A 16,711-nucleotide genomic window follows, 5' to 3' on the forward strand; every position below is an offset into this window, starting at 1 on the left:
ATTATGCACCTTAAAATCCCAAGGAGGATGATATGAAAACCGGTAATCGATTGCATATATTGATCTATTTGGTCATGGTTAGTTTGATTTTAAATACAACCTTATATGCTGGATGGGTGGTAGAAGACAACCGTCCTTTTACTTTACGCAATACTAACGGAACAACTGGTGATAATATTTACGGTGATTTCAATGTCACCGGAGCACCTATAACGTGTGTTACAAAGTCTAACGGGCAGTGTGATTGGGGATATACAGGTTATCTTTATTCAGCAAATAGTACATTATTAACCGATATACCTACATCAAAAATTTCACTCGATTCTTCTAGTGCCAACTTAGTGATTCCCTCAGACGCAACAGTAACGAAAGCTTATCTATATTGGAGTGGACACATTCATGGCACTACCGGTACTCAAGCTGCATATGATGCTGCTACAGCAGGATACGACAGTGTCATTCTTCGTACTCCCGATGGAACTAATCATAATGTAACAGCTACACAAGTGGATAGATATGCTTTTATGAATAATACAACCGGTACAAAAGGATTTCGTCTCATGTACCAAGCAATGGTGGATGTTACTAACATCGTGCAAAATGGAGGCTACGCTTCAAATAAACAAACGTTTACCGTTGGAAATCTTAAGGTGACACCCGGTACGGACGATTACCTGTATGACCCACATATAGCTACCAATAACGTTGCGTGGGGTCCAATGGGTGGATGGTCACTTATTGTTGAATATACGCGTCCTATCGCGTCAGGACAAAAATATAAAAATGTTTCAATATACGATGGATTTAAGCCATTAACCCCTAATTTTGGTACGTTTCAGAGTATTGATATCAATGTGAGTGGTTTTTTAACTCCACTTAGCCAGATACCAACAGGTACTATGGCATTTTACACAATGGGGTCAGAAAGACAATTAACGGGAGAAAAGGTTCAAATTTCCAATAAAAGTGGCACGATGAATAATCTCACTAATAGTGCTAACCTTGTTGGGAAACAACTAAATGATACTATCACGATAAATAGTGCACTGATAACTTCAGGTAGGGATTTTAATCCCGGAATTGATTTAGATACATTTGAAGTATCGACCAGTTGTAAAACAAACGGTGGTGCAGTTGTAGCATGTATTGATAAAAATCAAACCAGTACGACACTTCGCCTTGGTATTCAAGCCGGAAACAATAGTAGTGATCAATCTTTTCCGGGTATGATCGCGCTGTCACTTGATATTTATACGCCTGACATCAGCGCCTTTCGTAAAGATTCCAATACCAGTTATAACCAACAACTTCATCCGGGCGACAGCGTTCAATATACCCTTGATTTTAATAACTCAGGTACTGAAGCCGCTAAAAATATTACGATTTACGACACATTCTCTTCCACGGTGGGGGGGGATATGCTCCTCAATATTATTGATCGCAATGCAACGACACTCAAAAATAGTCTTCGTCTCAAATCAATAAATGAAGCAAATTATCATTGTGCGATCGGTTCCACCGATCCAGCCTGTGCAAGTTTGCCAAGAGATGCGAATTGTTCCGTAGACTATGCAAACAACAATCCGGCACAAGCAACAAAACTGTGGTGTAATATCCCTTATATGGCAGTCAGTGATCGTTATTTAATGCAGTTTTCGATTACCGTTCGAAGCGATTATAACCAATCGGCTGCAGAAGCTAATGTGACAAATATCGCTTATTCGGATTATTACAATGCTGAAACAGGCGAACATGTTACCGTGACAGGTCAAAGTAATATCAATACGGCTGGTACTGTCGGAGGGGCAATCCCTTATGGTGGTCTAATCGATGCTGTGGATTTTTTTGACAATACCTACAGTTATAATAATTTAGTAGGGTTAAAAACTAAAATTGCAGCTAAAAGTAATACCCAAGTAACCGCAGTATATTTGGGTAGCGGTCCAACGTATCAGCCGACAATATATAGTGGCAGTACCTATGATATGCTGGTTTTGTTTCGTTTATCGGATGATGCGTGTTCGCAAGATAAGGCTATTAGTAGCGGCTCAGGAGATGTAACGGCAACGTTTGTTCATAATGCCAATCAATATTCAGCAGTCTCTAATGTATTTTCAATGGCAGCCAATGCGAAGCAAATTGGAAGAGTAAAAGTCCATTTTATCGATTGGAACAAAATTTCTTTTAGCAGTTTTCAGGGCAATAACTGTGTTCAACAGAGTGGGATAACAGGTAATCTTAAAGGGGTTCCGCAATGTCTCAATGGAAATAAAGATAAAATTTCTCCATTATTTCCAAATTACAATGTTTCAACGTGTGTCACTGCCGTGAATGGATATGACGCTGCATGCGATTCGAATGCGTACAATGCAAACGGAAGTAAAGGAAATATTTCACCTGCGCAATATAATAATACGTATGGATGTTTGATGTGTCTGTCAGATGCTGTCAATGGCACCAGCAACTGTTCAAGAGACAATTTTGCAATACGTCCAAATTCGTTTCAAATAACCTCGACTTCGTCGCACTGGCCCGATTTGCTCACATCAGCATTGGATTACAATACTACAATTCAGGCATTGGATGCAATTGGAAATTTAACCGTTGATTATAATGTGACCGGTGCCCGCTCCGTTTTTGAACTCAATACTACTGCTCGCTACTATCCGAGCGGAACACTCGATACGACAGGCGGCTTGGTCGGGGTATATGCAATGGGTGCCAATGACTTTAATATGAGTAACGGCATCTCTGTGCAAAGCAGTACGGGTTCAAATGAAGTCGCTCCGATTAACTTTTCGGATGTGGGTAAAATGGGGCTTCGGGTGATGGATAAACTATGGGCCGCTGTGGACAATGACGATACTTCGCTGGATTGCAGCGGAACGTATATCTGCGGTGATGTGAATGCAACCTTTATTCCGTTTGATTTTAATATATCGATCGCAACGGTGACCAATAACAGAGTTCCCGGAAGTTTCACCTACATGATCCGACAAGGGGATCCGTTATCAACGCTTCAGACGATGTCAGGTCGGTTTAATCTCACTATCAATGCCTTTAATAACAATAATGCGGTTACCCAAAATTTCCGCAGCGGTGCATGGGAAAATCCGCTTTCGGTAACGGCATCCGTATTTGATACCGTTATGGGAGATGCAAACGAAACATCGATTTCCAATGTTCTTCTGGGATTTGGAACGGGGACAGATGCCAACGGGACCAAAACGCTAAGCTGGAATGAGAGCAATACCTCCAAAATGCTCCGGTTTAATTATAATATGTCCCCCAATGTTCCTATCAATCCGTTTCGGATAGATGGCAACGAGACCAATATTACGGTGAGTTCACATTATACGGGAGCAGCTGCTATCGCAGCTCGAGATATTACCGGATCGCGTGTTCAAAATGCCGACGGTAACGCTACGTTCGTGTATGGCCGGATTATTCCAAAAGATATTCGGGTATTTGGATCATCAGTACAGCCGGTCGCGTATGCGTGGTATGAGGTGTATAATGCTCCCATCATAGCCGGAGTGACACTTGCGCCAAGCAAAAATGAAAGTGTATGGTACAGCAATACATTACACAACGATACAACCGACGGGGATGCAAACGTCACACGACTCCAGCAGGGGACAACTTCTACGAGTACCAATGCTTCCAGCCCTTCGATAGGGAGTGGTGTCGAGACGTATACTTTTACATCCCAAACGCCTCCGTACAGTGCCAAAGCCCATATTGATACGGATTCATGGTTGTGGTACGGAGTTAACGCATTGACATATTCCGATCCATCAGCGGCAAATCTTGATTGCATGACTCATCCGTGTTTTAACATCAACGTTGTACCGGCTATGGGGGTGACAGGGAGTGCGAAGAGTGATGCGACATTGAATAAATCAAATAAAGCTTCCAGTAATAGCGGTTTATGGCATAGTACCAGCGATTACGCTCCGGCGGTGCGATAATGAGGAGTGGGGTGATGCGGCATGCCTTTTCGATGATCGAGCTTATTTTTGCTATTGTGATCATTGCCATTAGTGTATTGTCTATCCCTTCAATGATGAGTATTGCTGCTCAAGCCTCAAAAATATCAATGATTGATGATGATGTACTCTCTCGTTTGAAAGGGTGGTTGATTGATAAATCACAAGCGCGTTGGGATGGAAATTACAATGCATCGGATTCAGGTCCGTTATGGATTAGCGCAATCGATTTAAATTGTTCTCGTGGTAGTGGTATGATTTGGTATAGAGTAAATAGTGATTCGAATGTGCAGTGTAACGATTTAAATAGCACACCATCGAATATTCCTACAGTTGTGGGCAATGGAGTTGGAGAAGCTGATGGGAATACTTCAAAAGGGATTGAAAAACTTAATGGCGGAACTGAGACGATTAGCATCACCCCTACCGGTGGCGGAGCCCCCTATAGTGTCTCTGCTACGTACGCTGTTAGTTATGTGAGCTCAGATCTAACAACGAACGGCAATACGGCAACGGCTACCTGGATTTTAGGTAAATCGGGTTCTATGAGTCCCGCAGCAACAGGGACAAGTCATCTAAAACGGGTGGTGACCCAGTTCACTGATGCAACGCTGGGTGTTGATACGACACTCACCTTTTTTAAATCGAATAAAGGCAATTAAATGAATCATTTTTTTAAACGCAGTGCCTTTACTATGATTGAACTTCTTTTTGTTATTGTAATTTTAGGAATCGTTGCGGGATTTGCTCTTGAAGCGATTCGAAGTTATTATGAAGGTATTTTTCGTACTGCCGAGTATACCAAGAGAGTTGCAACTGCCGACCAGGTTCTTGAACAACTCTCCAAATATTTTGAAAATGCAATTAGTACTTCGATCGTCAATTTGGATCGAGGAGCTACAACAGGATGTAATGGAACGCCGGTATTAAATGATCTAAATGACTATACGGTAGCGTTTGTATCGGTGGATCAGGACAGTTTATTGGGCAATGGGACAATAGTCCCAGGATGGAATGAAGATGTGAATATTTCAGGCTCTACGATTACGATGCGAGGGGGAGACTATACGATTGCTAATAGTATTATTGGAACATTAAGTGGATTGAGTTTTTATGATGCAGCAATTTACAATAATTCAGGAATCGGGACGACATGTAGAGCATTTAATTGGGATAATACAGGGGGAACACTTGAAAAATATTTTATTCCTGTAAATAATTTAACATCATCAACGATCACCGTAGATCGACCGCCAGTGGAGGGTAAAAGAGCTTATTTGCTTCGTACAGGATACGCGTTTAGGGTTGACGATAATGGTAGTTTTTGGATGTATAATAATTTTATGCCATGGCAATCGATACGGTATACTTCAGGTAATAAGAACCTTTTAGCAGAAAATGTTGCCCATTTTTATGCTGATTATGATGCGCAAGATTTTCAAAATCAAATCAATCTTAACGATCGTGGATTAGTATGGCGATTAAAAGTGTGTATGCGTGGAATCGATTCAAATTTGAGTGAAAGCAGTGCGAGTTCGAATGATATTTGCCGTGAAAGAAGAGTGCATGTACGCTACTAAACGTTATGGATTTGCAATGATTTTAGCCATTTTGGTGATTTTATTGGTCGCTTTGGGTGGTGTTATGCTGCTTAGCAATGCGGCTCAGAGTAACAAATCGGTAGGTGATAACTATTTAAGGGCTCAGGCAGAGCTTTTAGCTCAAAGTGCGACAGAATACGCGGTGATGCGAGTACAGGGGTTTGATCAACCTGGTTGTCTTAATCAACTCAATATTACTGTCAAAGATGCAAGTGGAACTACTACAATGTTTGATATAGCTGTATCGATGCACTATTCCTTTAGAGGTGCACATCCTACGGGTGGAACATGTAATGTTTTGGATGAAAATACTTCACAAGATACTCGTGTACTGATAGACACCACTGTAGTGGATCATAATCTTTCGACTGATCCAATACAGATACATCAACGGAGTTGGCAGGCTTTTTGATAAGAAAGCTTTTTCCCCCTGTTGATTGGGAGAAGAGAAAATAAAAGGTTAGAGCGCTAGTTGTGCAATCTTAGAGAGAACATCTTTTTCACGTACCGGTTTCATTAAAAATCCATTAGCTCCACACTCCAGTGCTTCCCCTTTTTTTGTTTCATCGGTCGTAAGAACAATGACGGGGAGTTGTCGAAGCGATTCATCGGCACGAATGACCTTGAGCATTTCGATACCACCCATAACGGGCATAATGATATCAAGCAAGATAATATCAATATCATCTTGAGTCTTGAGTACACCGATTGCATCGGCACCATTTTTTGCCTCTACAACTTGGGAAACATTGGGGGCCTTCATCAGCATTGTTTTGAGAAGCTTGAGGTTTATCATATCATCATCAACCGCAAGCACTTTTAGTTTTTTCTCAATCATTTAATTTCCCTGCTTTAGATAAATTTTTCAAGAACAAGACGTAATAAGTCTTTGTTTACAATATTCTTCAGGATCTCATGCACGTACAAGGCGTCTTCAGAATTGTCACTTGCATTAGGGTCTGTCAGCATGACAAGTGAGATATCACTGTTTTGTGAGTGAATTATATCATGCAGTTCCTTGAGATTTAATTCGCGAAGTGTCTTATCAAATAAAGCAAGTTTATAGCGATGATTTGAAATTTCTTCACCTAATTGATCTGCCGTTGTAACCCCTTTGTATGTGTATCCTAAATCGTCAAAAATCTTGGTAAAGAGTTTCATTTCAAGAATATTTTGTTTTGCAATCAAAATATCGGCATCATAGGCTGAACGGTGATTTTCTTCGACGCTCACTGCTTCAGTTTCTTTGATAGGCTCTTCTATAGTCACTTCTTTTTCTTCGATATCTTCCATAAGTGGCGGTAATTCAAAAGCATCAGATATTATTGGATCGGCAGGTAATACCTCATTTGCTGCAGACGGTAGAATATCCTCTACGATTGGTTCATTGACTTCAAGATCATCGGATCCATCATTAGTAAGTATTTCTTCGCTCTGTAGCGTGTTAATTTCATGTGCCGATTTTGGTATAACTTTAATATCAACAATTTTATGGGAGAGGAAATTGTTGAGTAAAGAAACCAATTCGGAACGAACCAAAGGTTTTGTCGTATACTCATCCATACCGGCCGCAATAAACCGTTCACGATCTCCCTTGAGTGCATTCGCCGTTAACGCAATGATCGGAATATGGTGTTGATTGTAATCCTCTTCAAAGTCGAGAATCTCTTGGGTTGCTTCGATACCGTCAAGTACCGGCATTTGGATATCCATAAAAATAATATCATAGTTGCCGTTTTTACGTTTTTCGAATGCTTCAAGACCATTATTGGCAATCGTGATTTCAAGCCCTAAGTCTTCTAGGGTACGGCGGATCAGTTTTTGGTTAATAACATTGTCTTCAGCAACTAAGGCTGTTGCAGAAAATTTAGAGCTTTTTTCATCGAATTTTTTACGACGAGTTGCTTTTTGCTTACGGTTGCTAAATGCTTCTGCGTCATATGCTTCCAATGTGGAACGTATTTTTGAACTGTTAAGAGGTTCGTAAAGAACTTTAAAAATGTCGATTCCCATGGAATCGATTTTCTTCATATAGTACGATTTGGTAATCAGTACGAGTTGTTCTTGTGAGGCTGCATATTCTAGTAATGATTCATCATCAGAATAATCATTGTCAATGAAGAGCAGATCGTAGTTAACTTGTCGCTCCAAGAGTTTGAGCTCATCTTTCTCATGAAAGGTGGTGTAGCTGACGCCAAAATAATCTAAATACTCCTTAAGATAGGTCGTTTGGAGCTTTTTCTTTACATTACTTTCTAATATGACGGCATTGATATTAGAAAAGGATCCTTTCAACGGTTCATTAAGGGTCTCAATCTCTTCAAATTCAAGGGTAAAGAAGAACGTGGTACCACTTCCCGGTTCACTGACAAGATCCAATCGTGACCCCATCAATTCGACAAATCGGCTAGAGATGGTTAGCCCTAGGCCAGTACCGCCGTATTTACGTGTAATGGAGGTATCCGCTTGCGAAAAGGCTTCAAAAATACGGGATCGTTGTTCACTGGTAACTCCGATACCGTTGTCTTTGACTTGGAAACGGATGCGTGCACGATTAAGTTGCTCACACTCTTCACGGCGGATATCGACGCTGACCGAACCACCGCTGTTGGTAAATTTAACTGCATTGCTAAGGAGATTGATAATAACTTCTTTAATCTTGGTCGGATCCCCTTTGAGCGGACGCTCAAGACTTGGGTCGACGTAACATGCAAGGTCAATGTGCTTTTCAGAGGCGCGTACGGCGTATACTTCAACGGCACTTTCAAATTCATCCATCGGATTAAAGACGATCTCTTCAATTTCAAGTTTATTGCTTTCAATTTTAGAGAGGTCAAGAATATTATTGATAATCTCAAGAAGATTTTCAGAACTTTTTTCGATAATATCGATGAATTCGCGCTGTTCATCGTGGAGTTCAGTATCTTTAAGCAATTCGGTAAATCCAACGATACCGTTAAGCGGTGTGCGAATTTCATGTGACATATTGGCCAAGAACATAGATTTGGCTTCAGATGCTTCAAGTGCGTATTGTTTATCATTGAGAGTTTGCTCAATAATACGCTCCAAAAGGGCATAGGCCATCGCGGTGCCGTCTGCTGTATCAAGGTTAATGGTATGACTAAGAGCTTCAGCTTCATTATCATGTGTATCTTCGGCAACACGTTTAAGGACCGATTCAAGGTTTTTGATATTTGTGGTGATCTCTGCAGAGAATAAGTACCCTAGAACAGCAACTAAAACTCCTAATATCCAAACAACAATTGCGATGATAAGAAGCTGCACCGCTTGTTTCTGAACCAGTGAAGCGCGTTCATCCATCGCATTGATTAAGACTTTTTCCGCTTCATTGATAGCATCGATTTTTTCTGAAATCATAGCGAACCAAATACCTGATTGCGTTTGGTACGATCCGTTTGAACTGGCTTGCAAGATACCGGTTCGCTCAGTTGTGATATCGAGGAAAAGTTCAGTATTGTCTTCATTAAACAGTAGGTTCTGAAGTTCCGCTTGGATCGGTTTGTTACTCATTCCCTCGATATTGAAAGAGTCGGCTTTGGCAATCAGAGAGATCCATTTGTTGAGTTCTTCTTCAGCAAGCGGTGTCGCGCGTGCAAGAACGTAGGTGATGTAATCGCGTTCGATACTGCTGTACTCATTCGCACGTACCAATGAGAGATAGGTTGAAGAGAGGGAGTTGATTTCTCCGTCAAACTGAAGCGTTGCCAGTGCGGCAAGTTCATTTATCAGTGTCTCTTGGGACTTACTGTACAAGTCGGTAAAAACTTTATCGAAATTTGCCGTTTTGCTATCGACAAGTGGGCGAGATTGATTTATCCCTTTTTGGAGATTGCTAACAATTTCACTCAGTGCGGTAGCTTTTGCGCTTTCAGACGTATTGCTTTGTTTAATGGAATTAAGGTAGGTTTGGTAATCGGTGATTTTTTGATCTACAATAGCACGTTGAGCGTGAAGCGATTTGAGCGTTGCAGGGGATGCACTTCCCATGTACATAACGGTCATTCCCCGCTCGCGAGAAAGATTGTTGATTAATTCATTAAGCTGCTTATTTCCCTCAAGTCTGACTTGAAGCTGTTGAGCTCCTTGATAACTAATATACGCATTGTAAACGTAGTAGCTGGCTAATGTAAAGAGGATCAGAATGGGTAAGAGACTGATCAGGCGGAGTCGATTTCTAAGTCCTAATTGCATGGGTATTTCCTCTTATAATTGCGCGATATAGCCAACAAGTCGTTTGGAGGCTTTGTTGGCTTCTTGAGCATCGTTGGTCTGAGATAAAATGGCAAGTTCTTCGGATATTTCGGCTAAACGAAGGTTATCGCTGATCCCTTTTAATTCACTTGCTATTCTCTTCCAAGAATGGGTATCAAAAGCTCCGATTGCACCGCTTATCCGTTCTGAAGCATTTTGAGCTTCACTTTTATAGTCATTCAGAAGTTCTTTCATAAATTGGGGGCTTATTCCGAGGGAACCTGCAATGGAACTGCCATCATAATGAAGGGTTACTTCCACTTCTTCGGAGAGGGTTTCTTCCGGTACGGGCGAGAGATCTATTTTTGTATCATTTTTTTCAGAGACATTTTCTAGAATCTCATCCGAAGGTTCAACAGGAGGTTCCTCTGGAATAATCGGTAATGGGTATAAATCTTCTTCGTGAACCAAAACAGGTTCATTGTCGTGTTGTTTGAGGGAGAATTCATAAATATCATCATCTTGAAGGGTTTGTTTCGGATACGTATCCGTCGATTGCGTTACAGAAGGGGTAACTGTCTCTTCTCTTTCTAGGGATTCCGTCTCAGGGAAAGAGTCGGGTTCTTTTCCTTCAAGTTTACGGATAATGGCATAAAAATATTTGAGATTGGCCTCTATTTCAGCTGAATCATCGGAAGTGTTGATGATGCTTAATGTTTCAAATGCATCTTCAATACGAAGATTGGCAGCAACCCCTTTAAGTTTGTGAGAAAGAATTTTTAGGTTATTCATATCCCCTTTAAGAACGGCTTCAAACAGTTCTTCTTTAAATTCATTGGCTTGCTGAATAAAATCCCCAATAAACTCTTCAATGAGATCAACGGGTAATCCAAGTTCACTGGCTGCTACCTTAGGATCAAATTGATAGGATTTATCGGTTTTGAGATTATTAATAAAGGCTTGCTCGCTATGGCTGTAGTGAGAATCTCCAAGCATAGGGCGCTCTGCAGGTTTTGGAACAATCGGTAAATGTCCCTCTTCTTGTAAAAGTTCTTCATGACTCAAAGGAAGTGATAAATTTGCGTATAAATCATCTTCGGATATAAGCTCTTTTTCCTCAAATAATGGAACATCCAACGTATCGGGTTCGCTTAATACGGTAGGAGTGATATGTCCGTAATCGGGTAAACTTGACGGAATAGAAACCTCAGGAGAAGGGACCTCCGGAAAGCTTTCAGGAACAGGAGATGTTTTTGCTGTATAGGGAGACGGTGTAATAATATGGGGTTTAACCTCTTCACCGCTTAACGATTTCACGTGAGTCATATCGATGATATAACCATTTTCGGAAAGGTTTTCGGATAAGAATAGCTTTTGCACACTTAATGTGCAGGTAAAAGTTCGGCCATTGCCGTGAACGATTGCGGAGCTTGCATCCGAATCGGCATGGAGCAAAAAGTCAATCCATCCAAAGTTTTTAAAATTGTGGATATAGCCGGGTTCTTTGGCGAATAAATCAGCAACATCACCGCATACGCTTAGCAACTCCTCCATTGAGGCATAATTGAGAAGCCTGAGCCCCTCCTCATCGATCCCTATAAATTCTTGTTTATGATTATAAAATAGCACTCGCCCCCCCTATTTTTCTTGTTCAAGCATTTTTTGATAAAGCGCAGCGGTCTCTTCGATATTCTTACGTGACGCCGGTTTTCGTGCTGCTATATACCCTTTTAGTTTTCCATTCTCATCATAGCTAGGGCTTACTTCGGTATCAACCCAGTAGTATTTACCGTCTTTGCGTAAATTTTTGACCAATCCGTGCCAGATGGTACCTGATTGAATGGTTTTCCACATTTGTGCAAATCCTGCTTTTGGCATATCGGGATGACGGATAATATTATGCGGCTTTCCAACCAACTCTTCAACCGTATAGCCTGAAATTTCACAAAACTTGCGGTTTGCGAAAGTGATGATCCCTTTTAGGTCGGTTTCACTAACGATGGCCCGCCCTTCGAAAAAATACTCTTCGTCAACTGGAATAGGCTTTTCCATAGAAACTGACCCCTTTTCTAAAAAACTACTGAAAACATAATCAGTGGAATATGGCATAAACTCTATAAAAGATTACTTAGATTCCCCATTAGTATAAAAATTTTGGATATTTTTCGCATCTTTTGTCCCGATAAGATCCCGAAGCGTCTCAAAATCACTGTGTGCAATTGCTTCAAATGTTCCGAAGTAGTCGAGAAGTTTATGAATCTTGGGTGTTGTGATACCGTCTATATGTAAGAGTTTGGAGTGTTGGTCGAGTTTGATTTTACTTTTTTTGTGAAACGTAATGGCACTTCGGTGTGCTTCGTCACGTAAAAGTTGAAACCACTGCAGCCGTTTATCGCTGCTTTCCAATCGCAAAGTTTCCTGATCGGTATGGAGGATATCTCGTGCCGCACCTTTGGCGCGGTGCGATTTAGCATCGATTTTTTCTTTACTGATGGCGATAACCTCCATATTTACGCCATTGGAAGCGAGAAGATCAAGGGCTAGGGAACGTAATGTTTCGCCACCGTCAAGGATCCACAAATCAGGAGGAGGATTTGATTCAAATGCATTAATGCGTCGAGTGAGCATCTCTCTCATTTGACCGTATTCATCTTTCTCATGCAGATGATAGGTACGGTAAGATGTTTTATCAAAGGAACCGTTGTCATAGACAACCATTGCTCCAACGGTAGCGGAACCTCCATGATGTGAGTTGTCGAATACTTCGATTCGGGAAGGGAGAGATTGGAGTTGGCAAAGGGTTTTGATATTTTCTAAAAGAGTCTCATTATACGGTTTCGGTGTACGTAATAATTCACGCGCATTAGCCAATGCCAATTCGACAAGCTCTTTTTTCTTCCCTTTTTGCGGAATATCAATGGAACTTTTTTTCTCAAACAAGAGGGTAAGATGTTCTTGAATCCATTCACGTGATTCAAACGGGTGGGCGACTAAAATCGGGGCTACAATGGGTGGTTTCTGAGTACCGTAAAATCCCATAAGTGCACGTTCGTAAGCTTCATCCTGTGAAAATGTATCGTTAAGGGTAAAAAAATCGTGTGTGCCCGAGACAATTTTACCTTCTCGAATAAAAATTCGGACAACACATCCTCGGCTCTCATCGGTGGCAATCGCAAAAATATCAAATGCTTCAGTGGATGCAAGATCAATTTGGGATTTGAGTTCACTTTTTCCGATCCGTTCAATCCGATCCCGTAGCACCAAAGCCTCTTCGAATCTAAGATGTTCGCTGTACTCCTCCATCTTTTTTTCCAAGGTACGGATAAGGAGCTTTTTATTGTTAATGAATCCTATCCCCTGTGTCACGAATTCGAGGTATTTTTCACGTGCAACATCAAACTCACACGGAGCAAGGCATTGATTCATCTGATAATACAGACACGCTTTTTTGGAATGTAAACAACTCTTCTTTTGTACCAGTGTCAGTAATTCGTACAGTGAATCGAGGATGTCGCGTGCGCCGCTGGAATAGGGACCGAAATAGCGGATTGCCTTTCCTTTTATAATTTTGCGCGTCAGTTCAAAACGGGGATATTTTTCGTCCATGTCAACGTACAGATAGGGGTAGGTTTTATCATCTCGCAGGAGAATATTGTATTTGGGCTTGAGCTGTTTGATCAGGGAGTTTTCTAAAATCAGAGCATCGTGTTCATTTTCTACGATAATGGTGTGTAGGGCAACCGTTTCGGAGAGCATTTTTTGAATACGTAACGAAAGGGTCGGTTTCGGGCTTAGAGATGGGGTAAGGTTAAAATAGCTTTTAACCCGTTTGGAGAGGTTTTTGGCTTTGCCGATGTAGAGGATTCTCCCTTTTGCATCGAGGTACTGATATATTCCGGCTTGTTGCGGTAAAGAGCGAATGTGTTCAATCATATAATCTGCACTTAATCAATAATTTATGGTAGCTATTATAACATCCCCAATGAAAACGTGACAGGGGAAAAAATGGCAAGAGTGCTAATAATGGCTTTAATGAGTGCTGCAGTAATGATTAGTATGAGTGGATGCGGCTATAAAGCACCTCCGTATTATGAAAAACCGACCAAGGTCGAAGGCTCTTCCGTTGCGTTATGATGTTGTCATAATTGGTTCGGGGATTGCAGGATTGTATGCAGCCCTAAATCTTCCTAAAACCAAAAAAGTATTGGTTATCAATAAATCACATCCCTGGGAGTGTAATACCTATTATGCCCAAGGGGGAGTGACAACGGCGTACAACGATGCGGATATTTCGTTACACATTAGTGATACGATTGATGCCGGTGCCGGATTGTGTGATAAGAATGCGGTAAAGCTCATGAGTCAAAACTCTCAAGGGGTGATTCGTGATTTGATAGCGCGCGGATTTTTATTCGACTCCGATGAGGAAGGAAATCTTCTTTATACGAGAGAAGCCGCCCATTCTCGTAGCCGGATTTTACATGCAGGCGGTGATGCAACGGGGCGTCATTTGCACTATTTTTTGCTGACTCAAAATCCCCATCCGATGTTAAGTGATGCAACGGTAAGCGATTTATTAATTGAAAACGCTCAATGTTGCGGCGTAGAGGTGATTGCAGAGGGGAAACGGCGTCTTATCTATGCGGATAATGTCATTATCGCCAGCGGCGGTGTCGGATCGCTGTTTGAATATCATACCAATGCCTCGACGATCAGTGGAGATATTCACGGGATTTGTATCGAAAAAGGGATTGAACTCGAATCAATGGAGATGATGCAGTTTCACCCGACGGTATTTGTAGCGAATACGTTTGCTCGTAAACTTCTCCTTACGGAGGCACTTCGCGGTGAAGGGGCGCATGTTGTGGATGAACACGGTTACCGGTTTTTATTTGAATACGATGCACGAGGCGAATTGGCTCCGAGAGATATTGTGAGTCGTGCTATTTTTGAGTATAAAAAACGGACATCGAAACAGGTCTATCTCTCGTGCGAGGATTTTGAAGTTGATTATTTTAAAGATCGTTTCCCAAATATCTATAAATCTCTGAACGAGCTTGGGTTTCATCTGCCCAAAGAGCGTGTCCCTATCTCGCCGGCATTTCATTATGCTATTGGGGGAATCAAAAGCGATTTGGATGCACATGTCCCCGGAATTGAAGGGCTTTATGTTGCCGGTGAAGCTGCGTGTACCGGCGTACACGGAGCGAACCGTCTTGCCAGTAATTCGCTCTTGGAGGGGCTTGTATTCGCCCTTAAAGCAGTAGAATCCATCCAAAAAACAGCAATTAAAAGGTGTGAAAGAACATTTGAACTTTCAACGGAAGTGTTAGAGGTTGAGGGGGACAAAGAGAAAAAAGATGCCCTACGCCATATCATGTGGGATCATGTGTCGATTGTCCGTACTCCGGAAGGATTAAAGGAGGCTTTGGACGCAATTAATGCGATGATGCAGGATGACGTAGGAAGATTACTTCGGTTACGTTTGCTTTGTGCCCGATCTATTGTTGAATCCGCTTTAAAGAGAACCGAACCGCTGGGTGTCCATTATATTACGCAAGGTATTTAGAAAATGACCGCCCAAATAGCAGCAGAGCATACGGCAATTGATTTTGTAACACATCCTTTTGGATGGTTTCTATTAGCCATTTTTATTGTGGGATATTACTTTATCGCGATGGAAGAAAAATATCACATTGATAAAGCCAAACCTGCCCTTTTTGTCGGAACGTTTATGTTTGTGTTGATCGGGTTTTATTATGCTTGGATCGGTGCCGATTTCGCTCCGTTTGAACAAGCAATCGACCATTTAATTTTGGAAATTGCCGAAATATTTTTCTTTTTGTTTGTCGCGATGACCTATATCGAAGCATTGATCGAGCGTGGAGTTTTCAGTGCTTTACGGGCGAAATTGATTGCCAAAGGTTACAGCTATCGGGAGCTGTTTTGGATCACAGGTTTATTGGCATTTTTCATCTCTCCAGTAGCCGATAATCTGACAACGGCATTAATCCTCTCAACTGTTTTATTGACAATAGATGACAAAAATAAAAAGTTTTTGGTTCCAAGTGCGATCAACGTTGTTGTGGCGGCAAATGCCGGAGGAGCGTGGAGTCCGTTCGGTGATATTACGACACTAATGGTATGGGCAGCTGAAAAAGGGGCGTTCAGTGAGTTTTTGTATCTTTTCCCGGCGGCTTTTATGGGATGGGTGGTAACGGCGTATCTTTTGAGTCGGTATGTTCCCGATTTGGATCCGAATAAAGAGGGTGATCCCGAAGCGGCGGGAAAAATTAAAATCCTCAAAGGAGGACGAGTCATCATTGCTTTCGGTGCCCTCACGATCGCATTGGCGGTTATCGGAAAACAAGTAATGCATCTGCCACCGATGTGGGGCATGCTTTTTGGATTATCGATTTTACAAATTTATATGTATTTTTTGAAGAAAAAATATAACCAAGACGTCAGTATTTTTCAATCAATGAGCAAGATTGAGAATAATACATTACTATTTTTCTTCGGTATTTTGGCCGCAGTGGGAGCATTACACTTTATTGGATTTTTGGAATATGCAGCGAAATTGTATGAAATATTCAATCCAACCATAGTCAACATCGGAATAGGATTTTTATCTGCCATTGTCGATAATGTGCCGGTCATGTCAGCAGTTCTCAAAGCAAATCCGGCTATCGATCAAGCGCAATGGATGCTTGTGACAATGACTGCAGGGATTGGCGGATCATTGATCAGCTTTGGAAGTGCGGCGGGGGTCGGAGTAATGGGGAAAATGCACGGAATCTATACCTTTTCATCTCACATGAAGTTCGCATGGACAGTGCTGGTCGGATATATTGTCTCTTTGTGTGTGTGGTATTTCCAGTTTACGGTTTTAGAGTTTTACTAGACTAC

The 16,711-nt window shown here is 41.5% G+C and carries 12 protein-coding genes; 7 read left to right on the forward strand and 5 right to left on the reverse strand.

The window, feature by feature from the left end:
• Positions 1-32 precede the first annotated feature (32 nt).
• Genes WC407_RS03410 through WC407_RS03425 form a run of 4 tightly spaced genes read left to right on the forward strand, consistent with a single transcriptional unit; the run spans position 33 to position 6,002 of the window.
• Entirely contained in the window at positions 33-3,971 is a 3,939-nt protein-coding gene (locus WC407_RS03410) for a hypothetical protein (RefSeq protein ID WP_373021155.1), read from the forward strand.
• 14 nt (positions 3,972-3,985) lie between these two features.
• Positions 3,986-4,651 carry a type II secretion system protein gene (locus WC407_RS03415; RefSeq protein WP_373021156.1) on the forward strand — a complete coding sequence of 222 codons (666 nt, stop codon included), beginning with the start codon at positions 3,986-3,988 and terminating at the stop codon, positions 4,649-4,651.
• Positions 4,652-5,569: a type II secretion system protein gene (locus tag WC407_RS03420; protein ID WP_373021157.1), complete on the forward strand. Its 918-nt coding sequence runs from the start codon at positions 4,652-4,654 to the stop codon at positions 5,567-5,569.
• Complete coding sequence (locus WC407_RS03425) at positions 5,556-6,002, forward strand: type II secretion system protein (protein WP_373021158.1); 447 nt, start codon at positions 5,556-5,558, stop codon at positions 6,000-6,002. The genes WC407_RS03420 and WC407_RS03425 overlap by 14 nt, the downstream gene beginning before the upstream one ends.
• Before the next feature lie 48 nt (positions 6,003-6,050).
• On the opposite strand, the gene WC407_RS03430 is transcribed toward WC407_RS03425, so the two are convergent.
• From WC407_RS03430 to uvrC, 5 genes are all read right to left on the reverse strand, one after another.
• Positions 6,051-6,428, reverse strand: coding sequence for a response regulator (locus WC407_RS03430; protein ID WP_373021159.1), 378 nt, complete (start codon positions 6,426-6,428; stop codon positions 6,051-6,053).
• A 14-nt stretch (positions 6,429-6,442) separates the two neighbouring features.
• Entirely contained in the window at positions 6,443-9,802 is a 3,360-nt protein-coding gene (locus tag WC407_RS03435; RefSeq protein ID WP_373021160.1) for a nitrate- and nitrite sensing domain-containing protein, read from the reverse strand.
• A 12-nt stretch (positions 9,803-9,814) separates the two neighbouring features.
• Positions 9,815-11,431 (reverse strand): hypothetical protein, encoded by a 1,617-nt coding sequence (locus WC407_RS03440; protein WP_373021161.1) that lies wholly within the window; start codon positions 11,429-11,431, stop codon positions 9,815-9,817.
• Positions 11,432-11,440: 9 nt separating this feature from the next.
• Positions 11,441-11,854, reverse strand: coding sequence for a PAS domain-containing protein (locus tag WC407_RS03445; protein ID WP_373021162.1), 414 nt, complete (start codon positions 11,852-11,854; stop codon positions 11,441-11,443).
• A gap of 72 nt (positions 11,855-11,926) precedes the next feature.
• On the reverse strand, positions 11,927-13,735 hold the full coding sequence (gene uvrC, locus WC407_RS03450) for an excinuclease ABC subunit UvrC (protein ID WP_373021163.1): 1,809 nt from the start codon (positions 13,733-13,735) through the stop codon (positions 11,927-11,929).
• A 72-nt stretch (positions 13,736-13,807) separates the two neighbouring features.
• Between uvrC and WC407_RS03455 the strand changes: the two genes are divergently transcribed.
• The 3 genes from WC407_RS03455 to nhaD are packed head-to-tail and all read left to right on the forward strand — an operon-like array spanning position 13,808 to position 16,706.
• Positions 13,808-13,936, forward strand: coding sequence for a hypothetical protein (locus tag WC407_RS03455; protein ID WP_373021164.1), 129 nt, complete (start codon positions 13,808-13,810; stop codon positions 13,934-13,936).
• Positions 13,893-15,371 carry an L-aspartate oxidase gene (gene nadB, locus WC407_RS03460; RefSeq protein ID WP_373021165.1) on the forward strand — a complete coding sequence of 493 codons (1,479 nt, stop codon included), beginning with the start codon at positions 13,893-13,895 and terminating at the stop codon, positions 15,369-15,371. The genes WC407_RS03455 and nadB overlap by 44 nt, the downstream gene beginning before the upstream one ends.
• 3 nt (positions 15,372-15,374) lie before the next feature.
• Positions 15,375-16,706: a sodium:proton antiporter NhaD gene (gene nhaD, locus WC407_RS03465; protein WP_373021166.1), complete on the forward strand. Its 1,332-nt coding sequence runs from the start codon at positions 15,375-15,377 to the stop codon at positions 16,704-16,706.
• Positions 16,707-16,711: the final 5 nt, after the last annotated feature.

The organism is Sulfuricurvum sp., from assembly GCF_041651515.1.
Classification (GTDB): domain Bacteria; phylum Campylobacterota; class Campylobacteria; order Campylobacterales; family Sulfurimonadaceae; genus Sulfuricurvum.